The organism is Clostridium sp. KNHs214 (assembly GCF_000744935.1).
Classification (GTDB): domain Bacteria; phylum Bacillota; class Clostridia; order Clostridiales; family Clostridiaceae; genus Haloimpatiens.
Genome location: NZ_JQMW01000011.1, coordinates 1,407,048 through 1,431,748 on the forward strand (window position 1 = coordinate 1,407,048; position 24,701 = coordinate 1,431,748).

The window sequence follows — 24,701 nt, forward strand, 5'->3', positions numbered from 1 at the left end:
TAGTAAATAAAAATACGATTAAGATTGTAGAGCTATAAAAGTTGAATAACTAATATAAAGGAGTAGTGAAATAAAGTATGAGGATAATAATTGTGGAGAATTATGAAGAAATGAGCAAAAAAGCAGCTATAATGATGGCAAGTCATGTTATATTAAAGCCTAATAGTATACTAGGGTTAGCAACAGGCAGTACCCCAATAGGTATGTATAATGAATTAATTAATATGTATAAGAATGGAGAAGTGGATTTTTCTAGTGTAAAGACTTTCAACTTAGATGAATATTATGGTTTAGAAAAAAAGAATGAACAAAGTTACCACTATTATATGAATAAAAATTTGTTTAATCATATAAATGTAGGAGAAGAAAATATTAATATACCTAATGGTATGACAGAAAATATAGAAAGAGAATGTTTTGAGTATGATAAAAGAATAGAAGAAGCCGGTGGCATAGATATTCAAGTATTAGGTATAGGTGGAAATGGACACATAGGATTTAATGAACCTAATGATACATTCGAAGCTGAAACACATTTAGTTAAATTAGATGAAAAAACAATAAAAGATAATTCAAGATTTTTTAACTCTATGGATGAGGTTCCTACAACAGCAGTAAGCATGGGAATAAAGACAATAATGATGTCTAAAAAGGTTATATTATTAGCAAATGGAAAAGGAAAGGCAGCGGCTATAAGAAAAACCATAGAGGGTAAAATAACTCCAGAGGTACCAGCTTCAATTCTTCAATTGCATAAAGATGTAACATTTATAATTGATAAGGAAGCTGCTAGTGAGTTAAGTGGAATGGAATATAATCACTAATAATATAAATTATATAATTAAACCACAAAAAGGTACAATGTAGTGAAATTATGAAATTCCTTCTCTATGACTTGCATAGGAGCTCGGAACAATAAATTTAAACAGTTCCTTTGTCTCTTATGCAAGTCATTACAGAGAAAATTCATAATTCAAGTAATGTGATACTTTTTGTGGGATAATCATTATATTGTAAAACCTTGCGGTATAGTTTAGTAGAATGCGAATTAAAGCAAAAGCTTTTACAAAGTAGCCTGGTGTATCAATACTAGATATATTGAGAAAAACCTAGAAATAATCCGAAAAAGGAGTTTAATTTTAATTATTAAAGTATTGAATGCGTAAACACATGAAATATTATGATAAAATATCACTTGTCGCTAAGAAACGACAGGAAAATCTAATAAAAAAGATTTTATAAAAAATTGACAAGGTCGAGTTTAAGTGGTATAATAAAAGAAGTCGCTTAAAACGACAAAAGCTGGTCTTTGAAAATTAAACAGAGATAAAGATGTAAATCATAAAGTCAGTGAATTTGAGTTTGAGATTAAACTTAAAATTGAGAGTTTGATCCTGGCTCAGGACGAACGCTGGCGGCGTGCCTAACACATGCAAGTCGAGCGATGAAATCCCTTCGGGGATGGATTAGCGGCGGACGGGTGAGTAACACGTGGGCAACCTGCCTCAAAGAGGGGAATAGCCTCCCGAAAGGGAGATTAATACCGCATAAAATTATGGAATCGCATGGTTCTGTAATCAAAGGAGCAATCCGCTTTGAGATGGGCCCGCGGCGCATTAGCTAGTTGGTAAGGTAAAGGCTTACCAAGGCGACGATGCGTAGCCGACCTGAGAGGGTGATCGGCCACATTGGAACTGAGACACGGTCCAGACTCCTACGGGAGGCAGCAGTGGGGAATATTGCGCAATGGGGGAAACCCTGACGCAGCAACGCCGCGTGAGTGATGAAGGCCTTAGGGTTGTAAAGCTCTGTTATCTGGGACGATAATGACGGTACCAGAGGAGGAAGCCACGGCTAACTACGTGCCAGCAGCCGCGGTAATACGTAGGTGGCGAGCGTTGTCCGGATTTACTGGGCGTAAAGAGTGCGTAGGCGGATGTTTAAGTGAGATGTGAAATACCCGAGCTCAACTTGGGTGCTGCATTTCAAACTGGGCATCTAGAGTGCAGGAGAGGAAAGCGGAATTCCTAGTGTAGCGGTGAAATGCGTAGAGATTAGGAAGAACACCAGTGGCGAAGGCGGCTTTCTGGACTGTAACTGACGCTGAGGCACGAAAGCGTGGGGAGCAAACAGGATTAGATACCCTGGTAGTCCACGCCGTAAACGATGGGTACTAGGTGTCGGGGGTCCAACCTCGGTGCCGCAGTAAACACATTAAGTACCCCGCCTGGGGAGTACGGTCGCAAGATTAAAACTCAAAGGAATTGACGGGGGCCCGCACAAGCAGCGGAGCATGTGGTTTAATTCGAAGCAACGCGAAGAACCTTACCTAGACTTGACATCCCAAGAATACTGTGGAAACACGGTAGTGCCCTTCGGGGAACTTGGAGACAGGTGGTGCATGGTTGTCGTCAGCTCGTGTCGTGAGATGTTGGGTTAAGTCCCGCAACGAGCGCAACCCCTATTGTTAGTTGCTACCATTAAGTTGAGCACTCTAGCAAGACTGCCTGGGTTAACCAGGAGGAAGGTGGGGATGACGTCAAATCATCATGCCCCTTATGTCTAGGGCTACACACGTGCTACAATGGTCGGTACAAAGAGACGCAAGACCGTGAGGTGGAGCAAATCTCAAAAACCGATCTCAGTTCGGATTGTAGGCTGCAACTCGCCTACATGAAGCTGGAGTTGCTAGTAATCGCGAATCAGAATGTCGCGGTGAATACGTTCCCGGGCCTTGTACACACCGCCCGTCACACCATGAGAGCTGGTAACACCCGAAGTCCGTGAGGTAACCGTAAGGAGCCAGCGGCCGAAGGTGGGATTAGTGATTGGGGTGAAGTCGTAACAAGGTAGCCGTAGGAGAACCTGCGGCTGGATCACCTCCTTTCTAAGGAGAACATGAAAAGGAAGTCACCTTTTCGTAAATTATGACAAGTTCACTGATATCTCTGTTTAATTTTGAGAGACCAGATACAATGGTCAATTAACAATGAGCAATGATCAGTTAAGTGATTGATTGTAGAAGAAAATCTCTCAAATGAAGTTAAATACGTTAGTGTTTAACTAATGTTCTTTGAAAATTGCACAGTGAAGAAAAGTAGAAATTATTACAATTGTGATGATTTCACTGGAGAATCAATTAAAATAAACAATCAGTAACTAGTCGCTAGACAACTAACAAACTAGTAAACTGATAACAGGTCAAGCTACAAAGGGCGCATGGCGGATGCCTTGGCACTAGGAGCCGACGAAGGACGTGATAAGCTGCGATAAGCTGTGGGTAGGCGCAAATAGCCTGTGAGCCACAGATTTCCGAATGGGGTAACCTGCTCAGCTACGCTGAGTACTGTATGCTGAATTCATAGGTATACAGAGGCAAACCCGGGGAACTGAAACATCTAAGTACCCGGAGGAAGAGAAAGAAAAATCGATTTCCTAAGTAGCGGCGAGCGAACGGGAAAGAGCCCAAACCTAAGTCTTCGGATTTAGGGGTTGAGGATAGATCATAATGTCTTAGATTTTCTAATCGAAGAGAGCTGGAACGCTCCACCACAGAAGGTAATAGTCCTGTAGGTAAAAGAAATATAAGTAAGATCTACTCCAGAGTACCACGAGACACGTGAAACCTTGTGGGAAGCTGGGAGGACCACCTCCCAAGGCTAAATACTACCTAGTGACCGATAGTGAAGAAGTACCGTGAGGGAAAGGTGAAAAGAACCCCGGGAGGGGAGTGAAATAGAACCTGAAACCGTGTGCCTACAAACTGTCGAAGCACTTTACATGTGTGACGGCGTGCTTTTTGTAGAACGAGCCAGCGAGTTATGGTATGTAGCAAGGTTAAGCACTTTTGGTGCGGAGCCGCAGGGAAACCGAGTCTGAATAGGGCGATTAGTTGCATGCTGTAGACCCGAAACCGGGTGACCTATCCATGGCCAGGTTGAAACGGAAGTAAAATTCCGCGGAGGACCGAACCGCGTTGGTGTTGAAAAACCATGGGATGAGCTGTGGATAGCGGAGAAATTCCAATCGAACTCGGAGATAGCTGGTTCTCCCCGAAATAGCTTTAGGGCTAGCGTCAGGTAATGAGTAATGGAGGTAGAGCACTGAATAGGCTAGGGGGCATATCGCTTACCGAACCTTATCAAACTCCGAATGCCATTTACTTTTATCCTGGCAGTCAGACTACGAATGATAAGATCCGTGGTCAAAAGGGAAACAGCCCAGACCATCAGCTAAGGTCCCAAAGTGTAAGTTAAGTGGTAAAGGATGTGGGATTTCTAAGACAACTAGGATGTTGGCTTAGAAGCAGCCACTCATTTAAAGAGTGCGTAATAGCTCACTAGTCAAGAGATCCTGCGCCGAAGATGTCCGGGGCTCAAACTTACCACCGAAGCTATGGATATACAATGTATATGGTAGGGGAGCTTTCTGTACGGGTTGAAGTCGTACCGTAAGGAGCGGTGGACTGTACAGAAGTGAGAATGCTGGCATAAGTAGCGAGAAATGAGTGAGAATCTCATTGGCCGAAAATCTAAGGTTTCCTGAGGAAGGCTCGTCCGCTCAGGGTTAGTCGGGACCTAAGCCGAGGCCGAAAGGCGTAGGTGATGGACAATCGGTTGATATTCCGATACCACCATGATCCGTTTGAGAAATGGGGTGACGCAGTAGGATAGGATGTGCGCACTGATGGATGTGCGTCTAAGCACTTAGGATGATTGAACAGGCAAATCCGTTCAGTCTTAAGTCTGAGGTGTGATGGGGAGTGAAATTTTAGTAGCGAAGTATCCGATTCCACACTGCCAAGAAAAGCCTCTATCGAGGAAAATGGTGCCCGTACCGCAAACCGACACAGGTAGATGAGGAGAGAATCCTAAGGCCAGCGGAAGAATTGTTGTCAAGGAACTCGGCAAATTAACCCCGTAACTTCGGGAGAAGGGGTGCCTACGAGAGTAGGCCGCAGTGAATAGGCCCAAGCAACTGTTTAGCAAAAACACAGGTCTCTGCTAAAGCGAAAGCTGATGTATAGGGGCTGACGCCTGCCCGGTGCTGGAAGGTTAAGGGGATTGGTTAGCGTAAGCGAAGCCTTGAACTTAAGCCCCAGTAAACGGCGGCCGTAACTATAACGGTCCTAAGGTAGCGAAATTCCTTGTCGGGTAAGTTCCGACCCGCACGAATGGCGTAATGATTTGGGCACTGTCTCGACAACAAATCCGGTGAAATTGAATTGGAGGTGAAGATGCCTTCTACCCGCGATTGGACGGAAAGACCCCGTAGAGCTTTACTGTAGCTTAGCATTGAATTTCGGTATTGTCTGTACAGGATAGGTGGGAGACTTAGAAGCAGGGGCGTCAGCTTCTGTGGAGTCATCCTTGGGATACCACCCTGACAGTATTGAAATTCTAACCGGAGGCCATGAATCTGGTCACGGGACATTGTTAGGTGGGCAGTTTGACTGGGGCGGTCGCCTCCTAAAAAGTAACGGAGGCGCCCAAAGGTTCCCTCAGCGCAGTCGGAAATTGCGCGCAGAGTGTAAAGGCAGAAGGGAGCTTGACTGCGACACATACAGGTGGAGCAGGGACGAAAGTCGGGCTTAGTGATCCGGTGGTTCCTCGTGGGAGGGCCATCGCTCAACGGATAAAAGCTACCTCGGGGATAACAGGCTGATCTCCCCCAAGAGTCCACATCGACGGGGAGGTTTGGCACCTCGATGTCGGCTCGTCGCATCCTGGGGCTGAAGTCGGTCCCAAGGGTTGGGCTGTTCGCCCATTAAAGCGGCACGCGAGCTGGGTTCAGAACGTCGTGAGACAGTTCGGTCCCTTTCCGTCGCGGGCGTAGGAAATTTGAGAGGAGCTGTCCTTAGTACGAGAGGACCGGGATGGACCAACCTCTGGTGCACCAGTTGTCACGCCAGTGGCATAGCTGGGTAGCTATGTTGGGAAGGAATAAACGCTGAAAGCATCTAAGCGTGAAGTCCACCTCAAGATTAGATTTCCCATAGCGTAAGCTAGTAAGACTCCTGGAAGACTACCAGGTTGATAGGTCGGAGGTGTAAGCATGGTAACATGTTCAGCTGACCGATACTAATAAGTCGAGGGCTTGATCAAAATATAACTGACAATTAGTGATTGACAGTTGACAATTAAAAGATTTTCCACACTGTGCAATTTTGAAAGAACAATAAAGTTCTTTTAAAGGAAACTCGCTCAGCAAAGCTGAGGAGTACTATATGTCTAAGGTCTAAAGACCTAAGAACTATAGCATCTGGTGATTATGGCTTGAAGGTAACACCCCTTCCCATTCCGAACAGGACGGTTAAGCTTCAAAGCGCCGATGGTACTGCAGGGGAAGCCCTGTGGGAGAGTAGGTCGTCGCCAGGTTATTTGGCTGGATAGCTCAGTCGGTAGAGCAGAGGACTGAAAATCCTCGTGTCCCTGGTTCGATTCCTGGTCCAGCCACCAAAACCCTTAGATTTATCTAAGGGTTTTTTGTTGTATAAAAAAGCTAATAAGCTGATATTTTTTATATAACAAAACAAGGGAAATTAAAGGTGAATATAGGTTTAAAAGGTAAAGAGAGTTTTGAAAGGTAAAGGAAGTTTTAAAAAGGTTTTTAGAGTATATAAAATGTAAAAGAAAACTCCTTTTAGTAAATGTAGTGAGCGGCTAAAAGTAATCACTTAGGTATATGAAAAGAAATAACAAGTCAAATATACTAGCATAATGACTTGTTATTTGCCTATAGCTTATTAAAAGGAGTTTAGATGTAATGAGTTAAAGTTATTAAATTTTTATAATATCATTGATTTTGTGAGCCACGTTTTTGAGGTTTTCTGCATTACTAGATAATTCCTCGCTGGTTGCGGCGGTTTCAGTTACTGAGTCAGATATGGTTTTAAACTTATTTATGACATTTTCAGTTGTAGTAGATATTTCTTTATTGAAATTCACAACATTGTTAGTTTCACATACCATAGATTTTGTGAATTCATCTATTGAATGTATATCCTTATTAGATGATTTCAATTGTTCAACCATATTATTAAGACTGGCCACTGTAGTGCTTAGTATGCTATTACCGTTTTTAATTTTATCATTATTACCTATCATGTGATCTTCTACTTCTTGAATGTGTATTTTTAATTCACTTATAATTTTTTCTACATCTTCAAGAGAAGCTTTAGTATTTTCAGCTAACTTTCTTATTTCATCTGCCACTACAGCAAAACCATTTCCTAAATCTCCAGCTCTTGCTGCCTCAATTGAAGCATTTAATGCTAATAAATTAGTTTGCTCAGAAATATTTCTAATAATTAATAGTATATTATCCACTTCAGCAGATTTTTGTTGAAGTATATTTGTAGAATCTAAAGTTACATTTATACTTGAAGCAATTTCTTGTATTATATCTAAAGTTTGTCCTAAAGATTTTTGATTTTCATTAGATACTTCAATAAGTTTTGATGATGTTTCGCTAGTACTGCTTATATTAGAGGATATGCTCTTGGTATTTTCAAGAAAATTGTTTAGTATAGATATATTTCTTGAGGTTTTATCTAATATACTTTTAGAATCTTCTGTTAAAGTATAACCTGTATTAGCTATATTTTGAATAGAAAGACTTTCTTGACTTGCAATATCAGCTAAAACTTTGCTAGATTCAAGGATGGATTTTGAGCAGTCAGAGGATTCGTCTAGTATATTCTTCATGTTATTACGTTCTATTGTTAGTTCGTTTTCATTTTCATCTATTTTTTTCAACAGATTAGCAGCAAAGTAGGCAAATGCATAAATGCCCAATAAGGTTAATATAACAGTTATTGCTCTTATAAGTAATTCTGAAGTACGTAGATTTCCCTGAGGAAGAATGCTGGAATTAAATTTCCAAACAAGTGATACACTTATCACTGCCATTATGATAGAGGTTGTTAACATTTTTAAGTCTAAAAACAGTGCTCCTAGTATTACAAAATAAAATATAAACCACCACAAATCTTTAGATGGAATTGTAAAAGTTAAATATAAATAGTGTACATATGTAATTATAAGTATTGCTACTTTTAAAAACTTAAAGTTTTTTTGTATCAATACTCCTTCTTTTATGGTGATTTTATACATTGAAAATAGTACGGATATTTCTACAAGGGTTAAAATACCTAACTTAATCAATGTAGGCCATTTTAGTTGTTCGTTTATTCCGAATTTTTTTAAAAATGTAAAAAAAATCAGAGAAAGTATACAACTAAGAGAATAAATTAGTATTACAAATTTTAACGTATCTTTCTGATATGAAATTATAGTTTTTTCATTTTTCATCAATTTACATCCTTTCTTTATTTATTAATATTAATAACAACAAACAATAGTATTATCGTATAACATTATAAAAAATTTAACGATTTTGCAATATAATAGTAGATTTATGAGAAGTTAATATAGTTATTGAATAATATTGAAAAAATTGATAATATATTTTTAAAAGGTATATTTAGTTTAATTAAATATTTAGTCTAAACAATAAGTATACTAATTTAAAATAGACGAATGGGAGTGACATATATGGGGTTTAGAAACGTAAATATCATAGGCACAGGGGTGTACCATCCAAAAAAAAGGGTAGGAAACGAATTTTTTATCAAACATTTTGACAATAAAGATATAGACATAAGGGCACTTTTAGATAATTTGGGTAGGAAATATAGATACGTAATAGATAATAACAAAGAAAACGCATTAACTATGGCTCTAGAAGCTTCTAAGGATGCGTTAAAAAGTGCAAATATATCACCGGAACAATTGGACATGATAATATTTTCATCAGATACGCCAGAATATTTAACACCATCTAATGCATTGATAATAAATAAAGAATTAAATGCTAATAATGCTCATATAGTATATGATTTAAATTCTAATTGTGTAGGAATGGTTGTTGCATTAGATCAAGCATCTAGAATGATGAAAACAAACGATGATATAAAATACTGTTTGGTATGTGGCGGATTATATGTGTCTTCAATAGCCAGAGAAGATTGTAAGTATACATATCCTGCTTCTGGAGATGCTGGGGCAGCTCTTATACTAGAAGCTAAAGAGGAAGAAACTCTTAGAGGAATATTAGATTCAAAATACACTACTGTTTCTAAATATTATGATACAATAGTATCTCCAGCCTGTGGCATGACAAAAGCTAGGTGTAATGATGTAGGGGAATATGAAAAAAAGCAAAGATGGAGAGGATTTCATTTAGATTTCTTTGCTCCCGAATGGGCTAAAGCAATTGAATATTTTTCAGAAAAGTTTGATTTTACCATTGATGATATAGAACTTTTCTTGTTATCTCAATATTCAAAGCAATTTATTATTGAAACTGCAAAGTATTTAAATATAGAAAATTATAGCGATAAATTTACTTATATTGGAGATAAATATGGATATACTGGCACTACTAGTCCAATAGTAGCTTTTCATCATGCAATTAAAGATAAGGATATGCCTAAAGGATCTAAAGCAGTATTTTGCTCTGTAGGGGCAGGAGTTGCCATGTGCTCAGTACTTTATGAGTTTTAATGTGGACAACTTATAAGGGAAATTTTTATATACTATTGAATATTTTGACTTTTTGTGGTATTCTTAGATTGTAAAATTGAAAAAATGAAAATTTAGGTTATTAATATTAAAAGGGAAATTGGTGAAAATCCAATACAGCCCCCGCTACTGTAAGAGGGACGAAAGTTGACTACGCCACTGTATTATACGGGAAGGCCAACAAGTAGAGAGAACTCAAGTCAGGAGACCTGCCTAAGATTTTAAAGTGTGCCTTCGGAGGGAAGAGACTACTTATAATTTATTGTATAATTTTAATGGATTAATTCTGTTAAATAGATGATTATAAGAAAAAATTCCCTAACCTATTGGTTAGGGTTTTTTATTTGTGTGCATCTTCCCACCTCAATTATTAAATATATTTATTAGCTCTGTCTACTATTTAAATCCTGTGATTTATTTAAAATAAATATAAAAAATTAAGAGGGGGATATAAAATGCGTAAAGAAAAATTTGAATTAGCTGCAGCTTTTGCATTACTAGCAGTTATAACGCCTTCCACTGTACAAGCTATGCATATAATGGAGGGATTTTTGCCAGCAAAATGGTGTATTTTCTGGGCTATAGTTACAATACCATTTTTAATAATGGGAATTAAAAATTTAAACAAGATATTTAAAGAACAGCCTAACAAAAAGATTTTAATTGCTTTAGCTGGAGGATTTGTCTTTGTGCTATCTGCTTTAAAGATACCTTCGGTTACAGGAAGTTGTTCACATCCAACAGGAGTAGGGCTTGGAGCAATTTTATTTGGACCTACAATTATGAGTGTACTAGGCATAATAGTTTTGTTATTTCAATCATTATTACTTGCCCATGGTGGACTAACTACATTAGGTGCAAATACATTTTCTATGGCAATAGTAGGACCTTTAGTATCTTATGCAATATTTAAACTTTTAAAGAAAAATAATGTTAAGACATCAACTTGCGTATTTTTCGCAGCAGCGTTAGGAGATTTAGCTACATATGTGGTTACAGCTACTCAGTTATCTATAGCTTTTCCAGCTACGTCAGGAGGCATAGGGGCTTCACTTGTAAAATTCCTAGGAATTTTTGCAGTAACTCAAATACCTTTAGCTATAGCAGAGGGACTTTTAACTACTGTAGTTTACAACCTACTTTTAGATTATAAACGTGAAGGGGTGTTAAAAGATGAAAGCATCAACTAATACGGGCGCTTCAACAAAAAAGAAGAATATAATTTTACTTCTAATAACATTGGCACTTATTATAACTCCATTAGTAGTAAAGAGTGGAGCAGAATTTGCAGGTGCTGATGATCAGGCAGAGGGAGCTATAACGGAAATAAATCCAGGATATAAACCATGGTTTGAAAGCATTTGGGAACCACCAAGTGGAGAAATAGAAAGTTTACTTTTCTGTGCACAAGGAGCTATAGGTGCAGGAGTTATAGGATATACATTAGGTTATTTTAAAGGAAAGAAAAAAAGTGCTTCTGATAGATAAATATGCATATACAAATAGATTAAGAGATTTTAATCCTATGGCAAAATTCTTTTTTGCCATAGGAATACTAATTTTATCCCTAAATATGAGGGATTATAGATTTAATCTATGTATTTTTCTATTTCTACTGATACTAACAGTAGGAGTTGCTGGAATTCCTTTTAAAAAATATACTAAACTCCTTTGTATTCCCATAGCTTTTTTAATTGTGAGTCTTATAACTATCTTAATATCCTGTTCTCCTAATAGAGAATTGTTTTTATGGGCACTGCCACTGTCAAAAAATTACATAGGTATAACTAGAGATGCGATTGTTACGTGCAGACATGTGTTTTTCAGAGCTATGGCTTGTGTAGCTGCTACATATTTTATGGCATTAACTATACCTATGAATCAACTTATAGTGGTTTTTAAAAAATTTAGATTGCCTAAGGTATTTATTGAACTTTTAATATTGATTTATAGATTTATATTTATATTTTTAGAAGAGTGCAAGGAAATACACACTGCTCAAGAAATGAGATTTGGCTATAACAATAGAAAAAATTCTTATAAATCTCTTTCTCTTTTAATACGATGCTTATTTGTAAGAGTTATGCTAAAACATGAAGAGTTAATTATATCATTAGAAAGTAAGCTTTATGACGGGGAGTTCAAAATGTAAAATTTAAGATTGAAAATTTAGAATGAAGGATAAAACTCCTTTAGGAGTTTTCATAAATTTAAATTTATGAAATTCTTTTGGAATTTCAGCCTTCATTTAACATTTTACATTCTAAATTTTAAATTAAAAATGTTTATTTATTTAATACAGAGCTTGAAGTTTATGTGTGAAAGTTGAGTATGTTATTTCTTTTCATGTATCTTAATGGATAAAAGAAGGTGAGGAAAATATGCTTAGGACAGAAAATTTAACCTATGTGTATGAGGATGGAACTGTAGCTTTAGATAATATTAACATAGATATGGACAAGGGAAATAAAATAGGAATAATAGGGGCCAATGGTTGTGGAAAGTCAACACTTTTTTTGAATATCATAGGAATATTAAAACCTAAAAAAGGTTCAGTAATATATGAAGATGAAAAAATCCAATATAATAAAAAGTTTTTAAGAGAATTTAGACAAAAGGTAAGTATAGTTTTTCAAGATCCAGATAAACAAATATTTTATTCTAATGTATATGATGATGTGGCCTTTGCCCTTAGAAATTTAGACTTTCCTGAGGATATAATAAAGGAAAGGGTAGAGCATGCATTAAGAAAAACAGGAGCTTACGAATTTAAGGAAAAACCGGTACATTTTTTAAGTTATGGTCAGAAAAAAAGAGTAGCTATGGCAGGTGTTTTAGCTATGAATAGTGATATAATATTACTGGATGAACCTACTGCAGGATTAGACCCAGTGATGACTGAAAGTGTCACTGAAATAATACATAAGTTAGGGGAAGAGGGTAAAAAGATAGTTATATCTAGCCACAACATGGATTCCATATATGACATATGCGATTATGTGTATGTGCTTAGTAAGGGAAAAGTAGTAGGAGAAGGAAGTGTAGAGGAAGTATTTACAAAGGAGGAGCTTCTTAAAGAAGCTGGTCTAAATCAGCCTTGGCTTGTGAAGCTTCACAAAAATTTGCATGTGCCTTTGTTTAAAAATGAGGAAAGTTTCTATAAATATTGGAGGGAACAATATGGAAATAGCGGTAGTAGGAGTTAACCACAATACTACTCCTATAGAAGTTAGAGAAAAAGTTTCTTTTACCGAAACTAAAAAGATAGAAGGAATAAATTATTTACTGGACGGACGCATTAATGAAGCGGTTATTTTATCCACTTGTAATAGAAGTGAAATATACATATGCAGTAATAAGATAAATGATGGAATAAAAGATGTAGAAAAATTCTACAAGGAATTCTTTCATATAAACCATATACATGACTATATATTTGTCAAAAAAGGTAAAGAAGCTATAAATCATGTTTATATGGTGGCAGCAGGCATGGATTCACTGGTATTAGGAGAGGATCAAATTTTAGGACAAGTTAGAGATGCTTTAGATTTTTCTATGGAAGTTGGCGGAAGTAAAAAAATATTAAATAAGCTCTTTAGGGAAGCTATAACTGCTGCTAAAGATATAAAGTGTAGGCTTAAGATATCTGAAATACCTCTTTCCACTAGCTATATAGGCATTAAACTTTTGAAAGAACAACTACAATCCTTAAATGGTAAAAAGGCTCTTATAGTAGGGGCAGGTAAAATAAGTAGCCTAAGTTTGAAATATTTAAAAGAGGAAGGTTTAGATGAAATTTATATAACCAACAGAACTCATGGGAAGTTAAAGGATTTGTGTTTTGGGTTTCCAGAGCTAAAAGCTATAAAATATGAAGACAGATACTCTGTTTTAAATGACGTAGATATTATTATAACAGCTACCTCAGCGCCACATATAATATTTACTAAAAAGGATATGCCAGATATTAAAAAAGAACTTTATATAATGGATTTGGCTCTTCCAAGGGATGTGGAGGAAAAGGTAGAGAAAATTAAAAATATACATCTTTATGATATAGACGATTTAAAGAAAACCTCAGAGGAAAATTTAATAAGAAGAGAAGAATTGGCTGAAGAGGCTTTGGAAATAATAAAAGAAGATGTGGGAGAATTTATAGAATGGCTTGAAAAGGTAAAGGTTGATCCTGTTATAAAATCTTTGAATGACAGATGCAGTGAAATTCAACAAGACACTTTAGATTACATAAATAGAAAATTAGATTTAGATTGTAGGGAAAAGAAGATAATAGAGAAGATGTTGGGTTCTGCTTTAAAAAGGGTTATAAGAGAACCTATAAAGAACCTTAAGGATATAAAAGAAACTGAGCATATGGATAATTATATAGATATGGTGAATAAATTATTTGATTTTTAAGGAGAGAAGCTATGTTTTATCCACTTATGATAGATTTGGATAATAAAAAAATAGTATTAATTGGTGGGGGACAGGTGTCCCTTAGAAAAAGTAAGAAGTTTTTAGAGTATGGAGCTGAAGTTTATGTTGTTGCTCCTAGCTTTCAGGAAGATTTTTTTGTTTTAAAAGAAGCTTATGCAGAAAAGCTTTGTTTAGTTAAAGATAATTATAAAAGTGAATATGTAATAGATGCTTTTTTAGTAGTAGCCTCAACTAATTCAAAGGAGGTAAATAGTAAAATAGCATCTTTTTGTGTTGAAAAAAACATACTTTGTAATGTAGTTGATGATATAGAAGAGTCCAATTTTATAGTACCCTCTACAGTGAAAAGAGGCGACCTTTTAATTTCAGTGTCCACTTTAGGGAATAGTCCATCCCTCTGTGGTAAAATAAGAAGAGAATTGGAAGAAACTTATGGTGATGAGTATGAAGAATACGTTAAGTTATTAGGCGAAGTAAGAAAACATATTTTAGAAACTTGTAAGGATAATAAGGAGAAGAAAAATATTTTAAATAATTTGGTGAATTTGAATTTAAAACAGCTTAGGGAGTTTTATGAGCAATTAAGGAAATCCTTATAGTTATAGATGCCTTATTTGGTAAACTTTTGATTATATGAGTGGTGTTAATTCATTTTTTGGTATTCATATTCTAATTTATGAAGGGAGATTTTAAAATTATGAAAGTAATTGTGGGGTCTAGGGGCAGTAAATTGGCGCTTACACAAACTAATTGGGTTATAGATAAGATAAAAAATGCTAATCCACATGTGGAAGTGGAGCTTAAGGTGATAAAGACAAAAGGAGATAAAATTCAAAATGTAGCTTTAGACAAAATAGGTGATAAGGGTATTTTTGTTAAGGAAATAGAGCAGGAGCTTTTAGAAGGAAAAATAGATATAGCTATTCACAGCATGAAGGACATGCCCTCAATAGTTCCTGAGGGGCTTAAGTTTTCTTATGTGCCAGAAAGAGAGGATTTTAGAGATGTGATAATTCTCAAAGAAGGATATAATTCTCTAAAGGACTTACCTCAGGGAGCTAAAATTGGTACAGGCAGTAAGAGAAGAAAATATCAGCTTTTAAAATATAGACCAGATTTAGATATAATTCCTATAAGGGGCAACATTGATACTAGAATAAGAAAAATTGAAGAAGAAAATCTTCATGGAGTGGTTTTGGCTGCGGCTGGTATAAATAGATTGGGTATGGAAAATAAAATAAATAATAAAGTTTTTTATGTAGATGAAGATATAATACTTCCAGCACCAGCCCAAGGAATTCTTGCCATAGAAATAAGAGAAAATGACCATAGAATAGAAGAGTTATTAAAGCCTATTCATCATGAAGAAAGTAAAATTCAAGCAGAGGCTGAAAGAGGATTTTTAGAGGCTATAGATGGAAGTTGTCACATACCTGTGGGAGCTTTATGTACGGTAAATGAAGAAGAGATTAGTATAGATGGATTGTTTGGTTTAGAAGATGGAAGTGTGATGGTTAGAAAAACTGTAAAAGGAAGAAAAGAAGAAGCTAGGAGATTAGGATTTAAATTGGCGGAAGAAATTAGAGAGGAGATGGGGAAAGTTGAAAGGTAAGGTATATTTAATAGGTGCAGGACCGGGGGACTATGAATTACTTACTTTAAAAGGGCTTAACTGTATTAGAAAAGCAGATATAGTAGTTTATGATAGACTTGCTAATGATAGCTTTTTAAAGGAAACTAAGCCGGGGTGTGAATTTATATATGTAGGTAAAGAGTCTAAAAATCACACTAAAACTCAAGATGAAATAAATGAAATTATAGCCGAAGAAGCTTTAAAGGGTAAAACCGTTGCAAGACTTAAAGGGGGAGACCCTTACGTATTTGGAAGAGGTGGAGAAGAGGGCGAATTTCTTTTAGAAAAAGGTGTGGATTTTGAAATAGTTCCTGGTATAACCTCTGCCATTGGAGGGCTTTGCTATGCAGGTATACCTATAACTCACAGGGATTATGCATCTTCTTTTCACGTTATAACAGGCCATTTAAAGGAAGAGGATAAGGAATTAAACTGGGAAGCACTAGCTAAGTTAGATGGAACCCTTGTATTTTTAATGGGTATGGCTAATTTGCAAAATATATGCAATAACTTAATAAAAGAGGGTAAATGCAAGAATACACCAGTTGCCATAATAAACTGGGCTACAAGACCAGAGCAAAAGGTAGTAACAGGAACATTAGAAACCATATATGAAGTGGTACAAAGGGAAGGAATAAAGCCACCTAGCCTTATAGTTGTTGGTGGTGTAGTTGCTTTAAGAGATAAACTGAACTTCTTTGAGAAAAAGCCTTTATTCGGTAAAAACATAGTAGTTACTAGGGCAAGAACTCAAAGTAGCAAATTAGTGGATGAACTAAATGACTTAGGCGCTAATGTTATAGAGTTTCCAACTATAAAAATAGAAGAAATAGCTCCTAATGAACAATTAGATAGCAGTATAAGAAATTTAAAGGAATATTCTTATGTGGTATTTACAAGTATAAATGGGGTAAATATATTCTTTAAAAGGCTAATGAATTTGGATTTTGACAGCAGAGTTTTTGGAAATACTAAAATAGTGGCTATAGGTTCTTCTACTGCTAAAGAACTTGCTAAATATGGACTTAGAGCGGATATAGTTCCAGATAAATTTGTAGCAGAGGAATTAGTTAAGGAACTTGAAAAAGTTATAACCAAAGAAGATAACATTCTTATTCCAAGGGCTAGTGAAGCTAGAGAAATATTGGTGGAAAAACTAAGCAAATTATGTATTGTTAAAGAAGTTAAAATATACGATACTATAGTAGGAGAGGGAAATAAGGAAGAAATAATAAAACTTTTAAAGAATGGTAAAATAGACTATATAACTTTTACTAGCTCTTCTACAGTTAAAAATTTAGTCAAAATACTAGGTGAGGAAAATTTAAGTTTATTAGATAAAGTGAAGCTCATGTCCATAGGACCTATTACGTCTAAAACAATAGGGGAATTTGGACTTAAGGTTTATAGTGAAGCGGAGGAATATACTATTAAGGGGCTAGTAGTTAGTTTGCTAGCGTGCCAGTATTAGTGGGCTAGGGTGCCAGTCCAGTATTAGAGTGCTAGAGTGTCAGAGGGCTAGAGTGCTAGTTTGTATTTGGAAGTTTGTTAGTTCAGCGAAGAGTTGATACGTATGTCAATTGCCAATTCTCAACTATAACTGAGAGTGGGATATTAGTTTAGGGATGACATTGAAGATTTTAAATTAGGAGGAATTTGAAATGAACATTGTAAAGAGACCTAGAAGGCTTAGGGTAAATGAAACTATAAGAAGTATAGTAAGAGAAACTAAAGTAAACATTGAGGATCTTGTTTATCCTTTGTTTGTGGTAGAGGGAGAAAATATTAAAGAAGAAATTAAATCTATGCCAGATAATTATAGATTTTCTATAGATAAGTTATTAGAGGAAGTTAAAGAGCTTCAGGAATTGGGGATAAAATCTATATTGCTATTTGGAATTCCAGAGCATAAGGATGAGTGTGGAAGTGATGCTTATGACGAGAATGGAATAATACAAAAGGCAGTTAGAGCTATAAAGGTTAATTCCCCTAAGATGTATGTAATAACTGATATTTGTATGTGTGAATATACATGTCATGGTCACTGTGGTATTTTAACTGAGGATGGATATGTGGACAATGATAAGACTTTAGAATACCTTGGTAAAATAGCAGTAAGTCATGCTTTGGCAGGAGCAGATATGGTGGCACCATCAGATATGATGGATGGTAGAGTTGGATACATGAGAGAAGCCCTTGATAAGGCGGGATATGTTAATATTCCAATAATGGCTTATAGCGCAAAATATGCCTCAGCTTTTTATGGCCCATTTAGGGATGCTGCGGATTCAGCACCATCTTTCGGAGATAGAAAGGCTTATCAAATGGATCCTGCTAATATAAATGAAGCTGTAAGAGAAGTGGAACTTGATATAGAGGAAGGCGCTGACATAGTTATGGTAAAACCAGCACTTCCATATCTTGATGTTATAAGAAAGGTTAAGGATACCTTTAACATTCCAATAGCAGCTTATAATGTAAGTGGAGAGTATTCTATGATTAAAATGGCAGTAGATAACGGACTTTTAAACGAGTCAGCTATTATGGAATCTTTAGTTTCTATAAAGAGAGCAGGAGCGGATATTATTATAACTTATTTTGCAAAATATGTGGCAAAAGAAATAAGAGATAAATAACTCAACTTTCGCATATAAATTTTAAGCTCTAGATTATACAAGGTAAGAAGTAAAAGTGAAAAGTAAGAAGTAATAGGTAAAAAGTAAGAGCTATTGAAAAAATTCAGCAAAGCTGAAATTTTACTACAACTATTACTTCTTATCTATTACTTATCTGCAAATTTTAAATTATATATTGAAAGGGGAAGGTGAAGAAAGTGAAACATTGCAATTCAGAGAAGCTTTTTGAAGAAGCTCAGAAATACATACCTGGTGGCGTTAACAGCCCTGTTAGAGCATTTAGATCTGTAGGATTAAATCCTATATTCATAGAAAGAGGTAAGGGCTGCAAGATTAAAGATGTGGATGGAAATGAATATATAGATTATATATGCTCTTGGGGTCCTTTGATGCTTGGACATAGCAATGAGGAATTGCTAGAAGGCATTGAAGAGGTTGTAAGCAAGGGAACAAGCTTTGGAGTGCCTACAGAAATAGAAGTTAAAATGGCTAAATTTATAGTAGAAGCTTATCCATCTGTTGATATGGTGAGAATGGTTAATTCAGGAACAGAGGCTACTATGAGTGCTTTGAGAGTTGCCAGAGGATATACAAATAGAAACAAAATAGTTAAATTCGAAGGTTGTTACCATGGACATTCAGATGCTCTTTTAGTTAAATCAGGCTCAGGAACTATAACCTTTGGAGTACCTACAAGTCCAGGAGTTCCTGCAGATACAGTAAAGGACACTTTAGTTTGCAAGTACAATGATATGGAAAGTGTAAAGGAAGTATTTAAAAAATATGGTAATGATATAGCTGCAGTTATAGTAGAGCCTGTAGGTGGAAATATGGGAGTAGTTCCAGGAAAAAAAGAGTTTTTACAAGGCTTAAGGGATATAACTAAACAATACGGATCAGTTTTAATATTTGACGAAGTAATAACAGGTTTTAGAATTGCCTTTGGAGGAGCTCAAGAAGTGTATGGTATAGAACCAGACATGACTTGCTTTGGAAAAATAATAGGGGCAGGTCTTCCAGTAGGTGCTTATGGAGGAAAGAAAGAAATAATGGAAATGGTATCGCCAGTAGGTCCTGTGTATCAAGCGGGAACTCTATCAGGAAACCCATTAGCTATGCATATGGGATATAAAAACTTAAACATATTAAAAAATAATAAGCACATATATGAAGAATTAGAACAAAAGGCCATAAAGCTTGAAAAAGGAATAAATGAAAATATTAAAGAACTAGGAATAAAGGCAACAGTGGTTAGATTTAAAGCAATGCTTTGCCTGTTCTTAGCAGAAGGGCCTTTTGACAACTTCCAAGAAGTTATGAAGTGTGATACAGAAAAATATGCTGTATACTTTAAGGAAATGCTAGATAGAGGAATACTTCTTCCACCAGCACAATTTGAAGCTATGTTCTTGTCAGCTGCTCATGGTGATGAAGAACTTCAGTATACTATAAAATGTAATTATGAAGCTTTAAAGGTTGCATTCCAAAAATAGATAAAGAAAAATTTCAGCTTCTATTAAACTGGGAGATGAGTGTAATAAAATTCTATAATAATTTTAATAATAACTTCTAAGTTTTAGTTTTTCCTTAACTAAAACTTAGAAGTTTATTTATTAATAATTCAATCTAGTAAGAAATAAATCAATGGATAAAAGTATAAATGTTTATAAAAGGGGTTTACATTTAGATTGTATTGGTGTATTATGTTGGTAACACAGTAATACATCAATATTGGTATTGAATTTTAAGTAAAAATAAAAAATATGGAGGTGGCAGTAAATAGAGATGATTGAAAAATTTGATGAGAAGCTTCCAATCTACATGCAAGTGGCAAACATTATTAAAAAGCAAATTATATCTTCAGAATTAAAAAAAGGAGATAAATTGCCATCTGTAAGAGAACTATCTTCGATTTTAAAGGTTAATCCAAACACTGTTCAAAGGGCATATGGAGAGCTTGACAAGGAAAAGTTAACTTTTACCCAAAGGGGTACCGGATCTTTTGTTACAGAAGATGAAAATAAAATTAATAGTTTAAGAAAAGAAATGGCTAGTGAGGTTATAGAGTTCTTTTTTAAAGAGATGAAGGAACTTGGATTTAAATTAGAAGATATAAAAGACATAGTTTTAGAAAAGATTCAAGGGGAGGAAAAGTAAATGGAGTATATTTTAAGTTGTAAAAATTTAACTAAAAATTATTTCACTAAGACAGCATTGAAAGACGTAGATTTAAATATACCAAGAGGTAAAATAGTAGGACTTTTGGGACCAAATGGTAGCGGAAAAACAACTTTTATGAAAATAGCAGCAGGTATATTAAGGCAATCTTCAGGAGAAATGACAATAGATGGGGAAAAGCCAGGTGTACGTTCTAAGGCAATAGTTTCTTACTTGCCAGATAAAACTCATCTGTATAAATGGATGAAAATAGATGATGCAATAGAATTATTTAAGGATTTCTATGAAGATTTTGATGAAGCTCGAGCTGATGAACTTCTAAAGTTTATGAAGTTAGAAAGAAGCATGAGTGTAAAGGAATTATCTAAAGGAATGTACGAAAAATTAAGTCTTACTTTAGTTTTATCTAGAAAGGCGAAACTTTATATATTAGATGAGCCTTTGGGAGGGGTTGACCCAGTGGCAAGAGAGCAAATACTTGACGCCATTATAAGCAACTGTAATGAAGAAAGTTCTATGATAATAACAACACATTTGGTTAGAGATATAGAAAGAGTTTTTGAAGATGTAGCATTCTTAAAAGATGGTCAAATTGCTCTTTATGGTAATGCAGAAGAGCTTAGAATGGAAAGAGAGAAGTCTATAGATGAGCTATATAGAGAGATATTTGGTGAATAAAAAGTACCTGTTCAATAAAAAAAGATTAAATTTATAATATCTAGTTATCTAGGGAGGTATATATAATGGGAAGATTGATGAAATATGATCTGAAAGGTGGATATAAAAAATTTGCTATACTTTTTATAACAACAATACTTTTAGATACGATTATATTATTTAAAATGAATAGTGATAATGTGCCATTAAATACAATGTTTATTTTCTTAGTGGCTTTTGCTTCTACACTAATGGTTTTAATATTCTGTTCTAGTGATTTTGAGAAGGAATTATATGACGAACGAGCTTATTTAACATTTACTCTGCCAGTTAAAGGAACGCAGATAGTAGCTTCTAAGGTAGTGGTATATTTAATATGGGCAATTATAAATTCAATAATAATTGCTATATTTTTTATTATGTATATGAAAAAAGTTACAGGTATTATGGGCATAAGTAATGTGGCTTTTAGTGATCATGTATATTGGCCAGTTATTTTAATAAACTTAGTTAGAGCTATTTTTTCTATGGCTTCATTCATTTTATTGATACATCTCTGTACTATATTGCCAAGATTAGCTAATTTAAATGTTAAATTAGGAAAATTTATGTCTGGAGTTATTTTTATAGCTATATTAGTTGGCATAGGTTATTTAGGGACAAAAATAGCAAAAGCATTTCCTAAGGAAATCTATATAAGTTCTAAGGGAATTACAGATTATGCAGTTATAGAATCAAATATTATGGATAACATAACGGGGCTAAATGGAATAGTATTGCCATTAAAAGTTACTGCTATAAATATTGCTAGTAGTATATATGATATAGCTTTATTTGTAATATTCTTTGTATCTAGCTCCTATCTTTTAGAGAAAAAGATAGACTTGAAATAGCATACAAAAAATAAGTACTAATAAGTACTAAAAGCTAATTAAGTTGGTTATAAATAAAAAAGTATCCATGAAATAAAAAGTAAAAGAAAGGCAGTAAGTACTTCACGGTTCTTACTGTTTTTCTTTTAAATTATTTTCATGATATTTTTTATATGTATATAAGTGTGTGGGAAAATTAATAATAAGAATAACTATAAAAATTACAATACACTTAAATAGATATATTTCTATAATTATTTTCTATTATAGAAAGTAAAATCGCTATAGCTATGGTTTCTAGTATGGAGGTTTCTTGAAAATTTCATTAACTCTTACTTCTTATCTATTACCTATTACTTACCTGCAAATTTCAATTATAGTTAGTTTCTAAAAGAGCTTTATTCTTCATTTTAAATTTTATGTTTTTATTTTTTAACTGCGAAAGGTGAATTATATATAAATATTAACATAAATTACAAATTGAACAATATATATGCGTGGAGTGCATAAAAACTTTACCGAGCGTGTCTATATGAGAAATATGCTGAAAAACAGATAAAAAGCCAGAAATAATAAAATAATGTGGTTAAATTCATAAAAATATAGTGAAAACAAGCATATATACGTGATATTATAAAACACGTCGCTGAAACACGGCGAAGAAGTTCAACTCAAAATAAACTTTTAAAACAACTTATAAGTTTCAAACGAACTAAAAAGTTAAGAAAAAAGTCTAAAAATGCGTTGACAAGAAAAAAGTTAAATGCTATAATGGTTAAGTCGCTTGAAGCGACAGAGAAAACTGGTCTTTGAAAATTAAACAGAGATAAAGATGTAAATCATAAAGTCAGTGAATTTGAGTTTGAGATTAAACTTTAAATTGAGAGTTTGATCCTGGCTCAGGACGAACGCTGGCGGCGTGCCTAACACATGCAAGTCGAGCGATGAAATCCCTTCGGGGATGGATTAGCGGCGGACGGGTGAGTAACACGTGGGCAACCTGCCTCAAAGAGGGGAATAGCCTCCCGAAAGGGAGATTAATACCGCATAAAATTATGGAATCGCATGGTTCTGTAATCAAAGGAGCAATCCGCTTTGAGATGGGCCCGCGGCGCATTAGCTAGTTGGTAAGGTAAAGGCTTACCAAGGCGACGATGCGTAGCCGACCTGAGAGGGTGATCGGCCACATTGGAACTGAGACACGGTCTAGACTCCTACGGGAGGCAGCAGTGGGGAATATTGCGCAATGGGGGAAACCCTGACGCAGCAACGCCGCGTGAGTGATGAAGGCCTTAGGGTTGTAAAGCTCTGTTATCTGGGACGATAATGACGGTACCAGAGGAGGAAGCCACGGCTAACTACGTGCCAGCAGCCGCGGTAATACGTAGGTGGCGAGCGTTGTCCGGATTTACTGGGCGTAAAGAGTGCGTAGGCGGATGTTTAAGTGAGATGTGAAATACCCGAGCTCAACTTGGGTGCTGCATTTCAAACTGGGCATCTAGAGTGCAGGAGAGGAAAGCGGAATTCCTAGTGTAGCGGTGAAATGCGTAGAGATTAGGAAGAACACCAGTGGCGAAGGCGGCTTTCTGGACTGTAACTGACGCTGAGGCACGAAAGCGTGGGGAGCAAACAGGATTAGATACCCTGGTAGTCCACGCCGTAAACGATGGGTACTAGGTGTCGGGGGTCCAACCTCGGTGCCGCAGTAAACACATTAAGTACCCCGCCTGGGGAGTACGGTCGCAAGATTAAAACTCAAAGGAATTGACGGGGGCCCGCACAAGCAGCGGAGCATGTGGTTTAATTCGAAGCAACGCGAAGAACCTTACCTAGACTTGACATCCCAAGAATACTGTGGAAACACGGTAGTGCCCTTCGGGGAACTTGGAGACAGGTGGTGCATGGTTGTCGTCAGCTCGTGTCGTGAGATGTTGGGTTAAGTCCCGCAACGAGCGCAACCCCTATTGTTAGTTGCTACCATTAAGTTGAGCACTCTAGCAAGACTGCCTGGGTTAACCAGGAGGAAGGTGGGGATGACGTCAAATCATCATGCCCCTTATGTCTAGGGCTACACACGTGCTACAATGGTCGGTACAAAGAGACGCAAGACCGTGAGGTGGAGCAAATCTCAAAAACCGATCTCAGTTCGGATTGTAGGCTGCAACTCGCCTACATGAAGCTGGAGTTGCTAGTAATCGCGAATCAGAATGTCGCGGTGAATACGTTCCCGGGCCTTGTACACACCGCCCGTCACACCATGAGAGCTGGTAACACCCGAAGTCCGTGAGGTAACCGTAAGGAGCCAGCGGCCGAAGGTGGGATTAGTGATTGGGGTGAAGTCGTAACAAGGTAGCCGTAGGAGAACCTGCGGCTGGATCACCTCCTTTCTAAGGAGAACATGAAAAGGAAGTCACCTTTTCGTAAATTATGACAAGTTCACTGATATCTCTGTTTAATTTTGAGAGACCAGATACAATGGTCAATTAACAATGATTAATTAGTAATGATCAGTTAAGTGATTGGTTGTAGAATTAAATCTCTCATCAGTAGCTAGACGCTAGAAGGCTAGCACACTAGCCAACTGAAAAACTTGTTCTTTGAAAATTGCACAGTGAAGAAAAGTAGAAATTATTACAATTGTGATGATTTCACTGGAGAATCAATTAAAATAAACAATCAGTACTAGTCGCTAGACAACTAGCAC

16 protein-coding genes, 1 tRNA gene, 4 rRNA genes and 1 riboswitch are annotated in these 24,701 nt (G+C 35.9%); of the genes, 20 read left to right on the forward strand and 1 reads right to left on the reverse strand.

From position 1 onward, the window contains the following. The first annotated feature begins 77 nt into the window (after window positions 1-77). The 5 genes from nagB (at window position 78) to CC89_RS15180 (ending at window position 6,458) form a co-directional block, all read left to right on the forward strand. The gene (gene nagB, locus CC89_RS15160; RefSeq protein WP_035293402.1) at window positions 78-824 is read left to right on the forward strand and encodes a glucosamine-6-phosphate deaminase; all 747 of its coding nucleotides are present in this window, start codon (window positions 78-80) and stop codon (window positions 822-824) included. Window positions 825-1,376: 552 nt separating this feature from the next. Next, window positions 1,377-2,887, forward strand: a 16S ribosomal RNA gene (locus tag CC89_RS15165). 312 nt (window positions 2,888-3,199) lie between these two features. Then, a 23S ribosomal RNA gene (locus tag CC89_RS15170) occupies window positions 3,200-6,104 on the forward strand. Window positions 6,105-6,260: 156 nt separating this feature from the next. Then, window positions 6,261-6,377: ribosomal RNA gene (gene rrf, locus CC89_RS15175) — 5S ribosomal RNA — on the forward strand. Together the 16S, 23S and 5S rRNA genes with 1 tRNA gene alongside form the textbook arrangement of a ribosomal RNA operon. A gap of 5 nt (window positions 6,378-6,382) precedes the next feature. Continuing rightward, window positions 6,383-6,458 (forward strand) — tRNA-Phe (locus tag CC89_RS15180). Window positions 6,459-6,779: 321 nt separating this feature from the next. Here the strand turns inward: CC89_RS15180 and CC89_RS15185 are convergent. Then, window positions 6,780-8,312: a methyl-accepting chemotaxis protein gene (locus CC89_RS15185; RefSeq protein WP_035293403.1), complete on the reverse strand. Its 1,533-nt coding sequence runs from the start codon at window positions 8,310-8,312 to the stop codon at window positions 6,780-6,782. 243 nt (window positions 8,313-8,555) lie between these two features. Here CC89_RS15185 and CC89_RS15190 point away from each other — a divergent pair, with 243 nt between their 5' ends. The 15 genes from CC89_RS15190 to CC89_RS15260 all read left to right on the forward strand — a co-directional run bounded on the left by CC89_RS15190 (window position 8,556) and on the right by CC89_RS15260 (window position 24,384). Beyond that, window positions 8,556-9,566 carry a ketoacyl-ACP synthase III gene (locus tag CC89_RS15190; protein WP_035293404.1) on the forward strand — a complete coding sequence of 337 codons (1,011 nt, stop codon included), beginning with the start codon at window positions 8,556-8,558 and terminating at the stop codon, window positions 9,564-9,566. Between the two features lie 77 nt (window positions 9,567-9,643). Beyond that, a riboswitch (cobalamin riboswitch) is annotated at window positions 9,644-9,815 on the forward strand. Between the two features lie 224 nt (window positions 9,816-10,039). Further along, window positions 10,040-10,774, forward strand: a complete 735-nt coding sequence (locus tag CC89_RS15195; RefSeq protein WP_035293405.1) for an energy-coupling factor ABC transporter permease — start codon at window positions 10,040-10,042, stop codon at window positions 10,772-10,774. Next, window positions 10,758-11,072, forward strand: a complete 315-nt coding sequence (locus CC89_RS15200) for an energy-coupling factor ABC transporter substrate-binding protein (protein WP_035293406.1) — start codon at window positions 10,758-10,760, stop codon at window positions 11,070-11,072. Before CC89_RS15195 ends, CC89_RS15200 begins: the two co-directional genes overlap by 17 nt. Beyond that, on the forward strand, window positions 11,056-11,736 hold the full coding sequence (gene cbiQ / locus CC89_RS15205) for a cobalt ECF transporter T component CbiQ (RefSeq protein ID WP_035293407.1): 681 nt from the start codon (window positions 11,056-11,058) through the stop codon (window positions 11,734-11,736). The genes CC89_RS15200 and cbiQ overlap by 17 nt, the downstream gene beginning before the upstream one ends. A 229-nt stretch (window positions 11,737-11,965) precedes the next feature. Next, window positions 11,966-12,790, forward strand: coding sequence for an energy-coupling factor ABC transporter ATP-binding protein (locus CC89_RS15210; protein ID WP_035293408.1), 825 nt, complete (start codon window positions 11,966-11,968; stop codon window positions 12,788-12,790). Then, window positions 12,765-14,000 carry a glutamyl-tRNA reductase gene (gene hemA / locus CC89_RS15215; protein ID WP_035293409.1) on the forward strand — a complete coding sequence of 412 codons (1,236 nt, stop codon included), beginning with the start codon at window positions 12,765-12,767 and terminating at the stop codon, window positions 13,998-14,000. The genes CC89_RS15210 and hemA overlap by 26 nt, the downstream gene beginning before the upstream one ends. Before the next feature lie 26 nt (window positions 14,001-14,026). Further along, window positions 14,027-14,620, forward strand: a complete 594-nt coding sequence (locus CC89_RS15220) for a precorrin-2 dehydrogenase/sirohydrochlorin ferrochelatase family protein (RefSeq protein ID WP_286161363.1) — start codon at window positions 14,027-14,029, stop codon at window positions 14,618-14,620. A 98-nt stretch (window positions 14,621-14,718) separates the two neighbouring features. After that, window positions 14,719-15,633, forward strand: a complete 915-nt coding sequence (gene hemC / locus CC89_RS15225) for a hydroxymethylbilane synthase (protein ID WP_035293411.1) — start codon at window positions 14,719-14,721, stop codon at window positions 15,631-15,633. After that, window positions 15,623-17,125: a uroporphyrinogen-III C-methyltransferase gene (gene cobA / locus CC89_RS15230; RefSeq protein ID WP_035293412.1), complete on the forward strand. Its 1,503-nt coding sequence runs from the start codon at window positions 15,623-15,625 to the stop codon at window positions 17,123-17,125. Before hemC ends, cobA begins: the two co-directional genes overlap by 11 nt. Before the next feature lie 190 nt (window positions 17,126-17,315). Beyond that, window positions 17,316-18,290: a porphobilinogen synthase gene (gene hemB, locus CC89_RS15235; protein ID WP_035293413.1), complete on the forward strand. Its 975-nt coding sequence runs from the start codon at window positions 17,316-17,318 to the stop codon at window positions 18,288-18,290. 188 nt (window positions 18,291-18,478) lie between these two features. Next, window positions 18,479-19,783: a glutamate-1-semialdehyde 2,1-aminomutase gene (hemL, locus tag CC89_RS15240; protein ID WP_081897070.1), complete on the forward strand. Its 1,305-nt coding sequence runs from the start codon at window positions 18,479-18,481 to the stop codon at window positions 19,781-19,783. A 292-nt stretch (window positions 19,784-20,075) separates the two neighbouring features. Next, entirely contained in the window at window positions 20,076-20,447 is a 372-nt protein-coding gene (locus tag CC89_RS15245; RefSeq protein WP_035293416.1) for a GntR family transcriptional regulator, read from the forward strand. Next, complete coding sequence (locus CC89_RS15250; RefSeq protein WP_035293419.1) at window positions 20,448-21,146, forward strand: ABC transporter ATP-binding protein; 699 nt, start codon at window positions 20,448-20,450, stop codon at window positions 21,144-21,146. It abuts the gene before it with no gap. Between the two features lie 65 nt (window positions 21,147-21,211). Beyond that, complete coding sequence (locus CC89_RS15255; protein WP_035293421.1) at window positions 21,212-22,018, forward strand: hypothetical protein; 807 nt, start codon at window positions 21,212-21,214, stop codon at window positions 22,016-22,018. Window positions 22,019-22,873: 855 nt separating this feature from the next. Continuing rightward, window positions 22,874-24,384 (forward strand): 16S ribosomal RNA (locus tag CC89_RS15260). The last annotated feature ends 317 nt before the right edge of the window (window positions 24,385-24,701 follow it).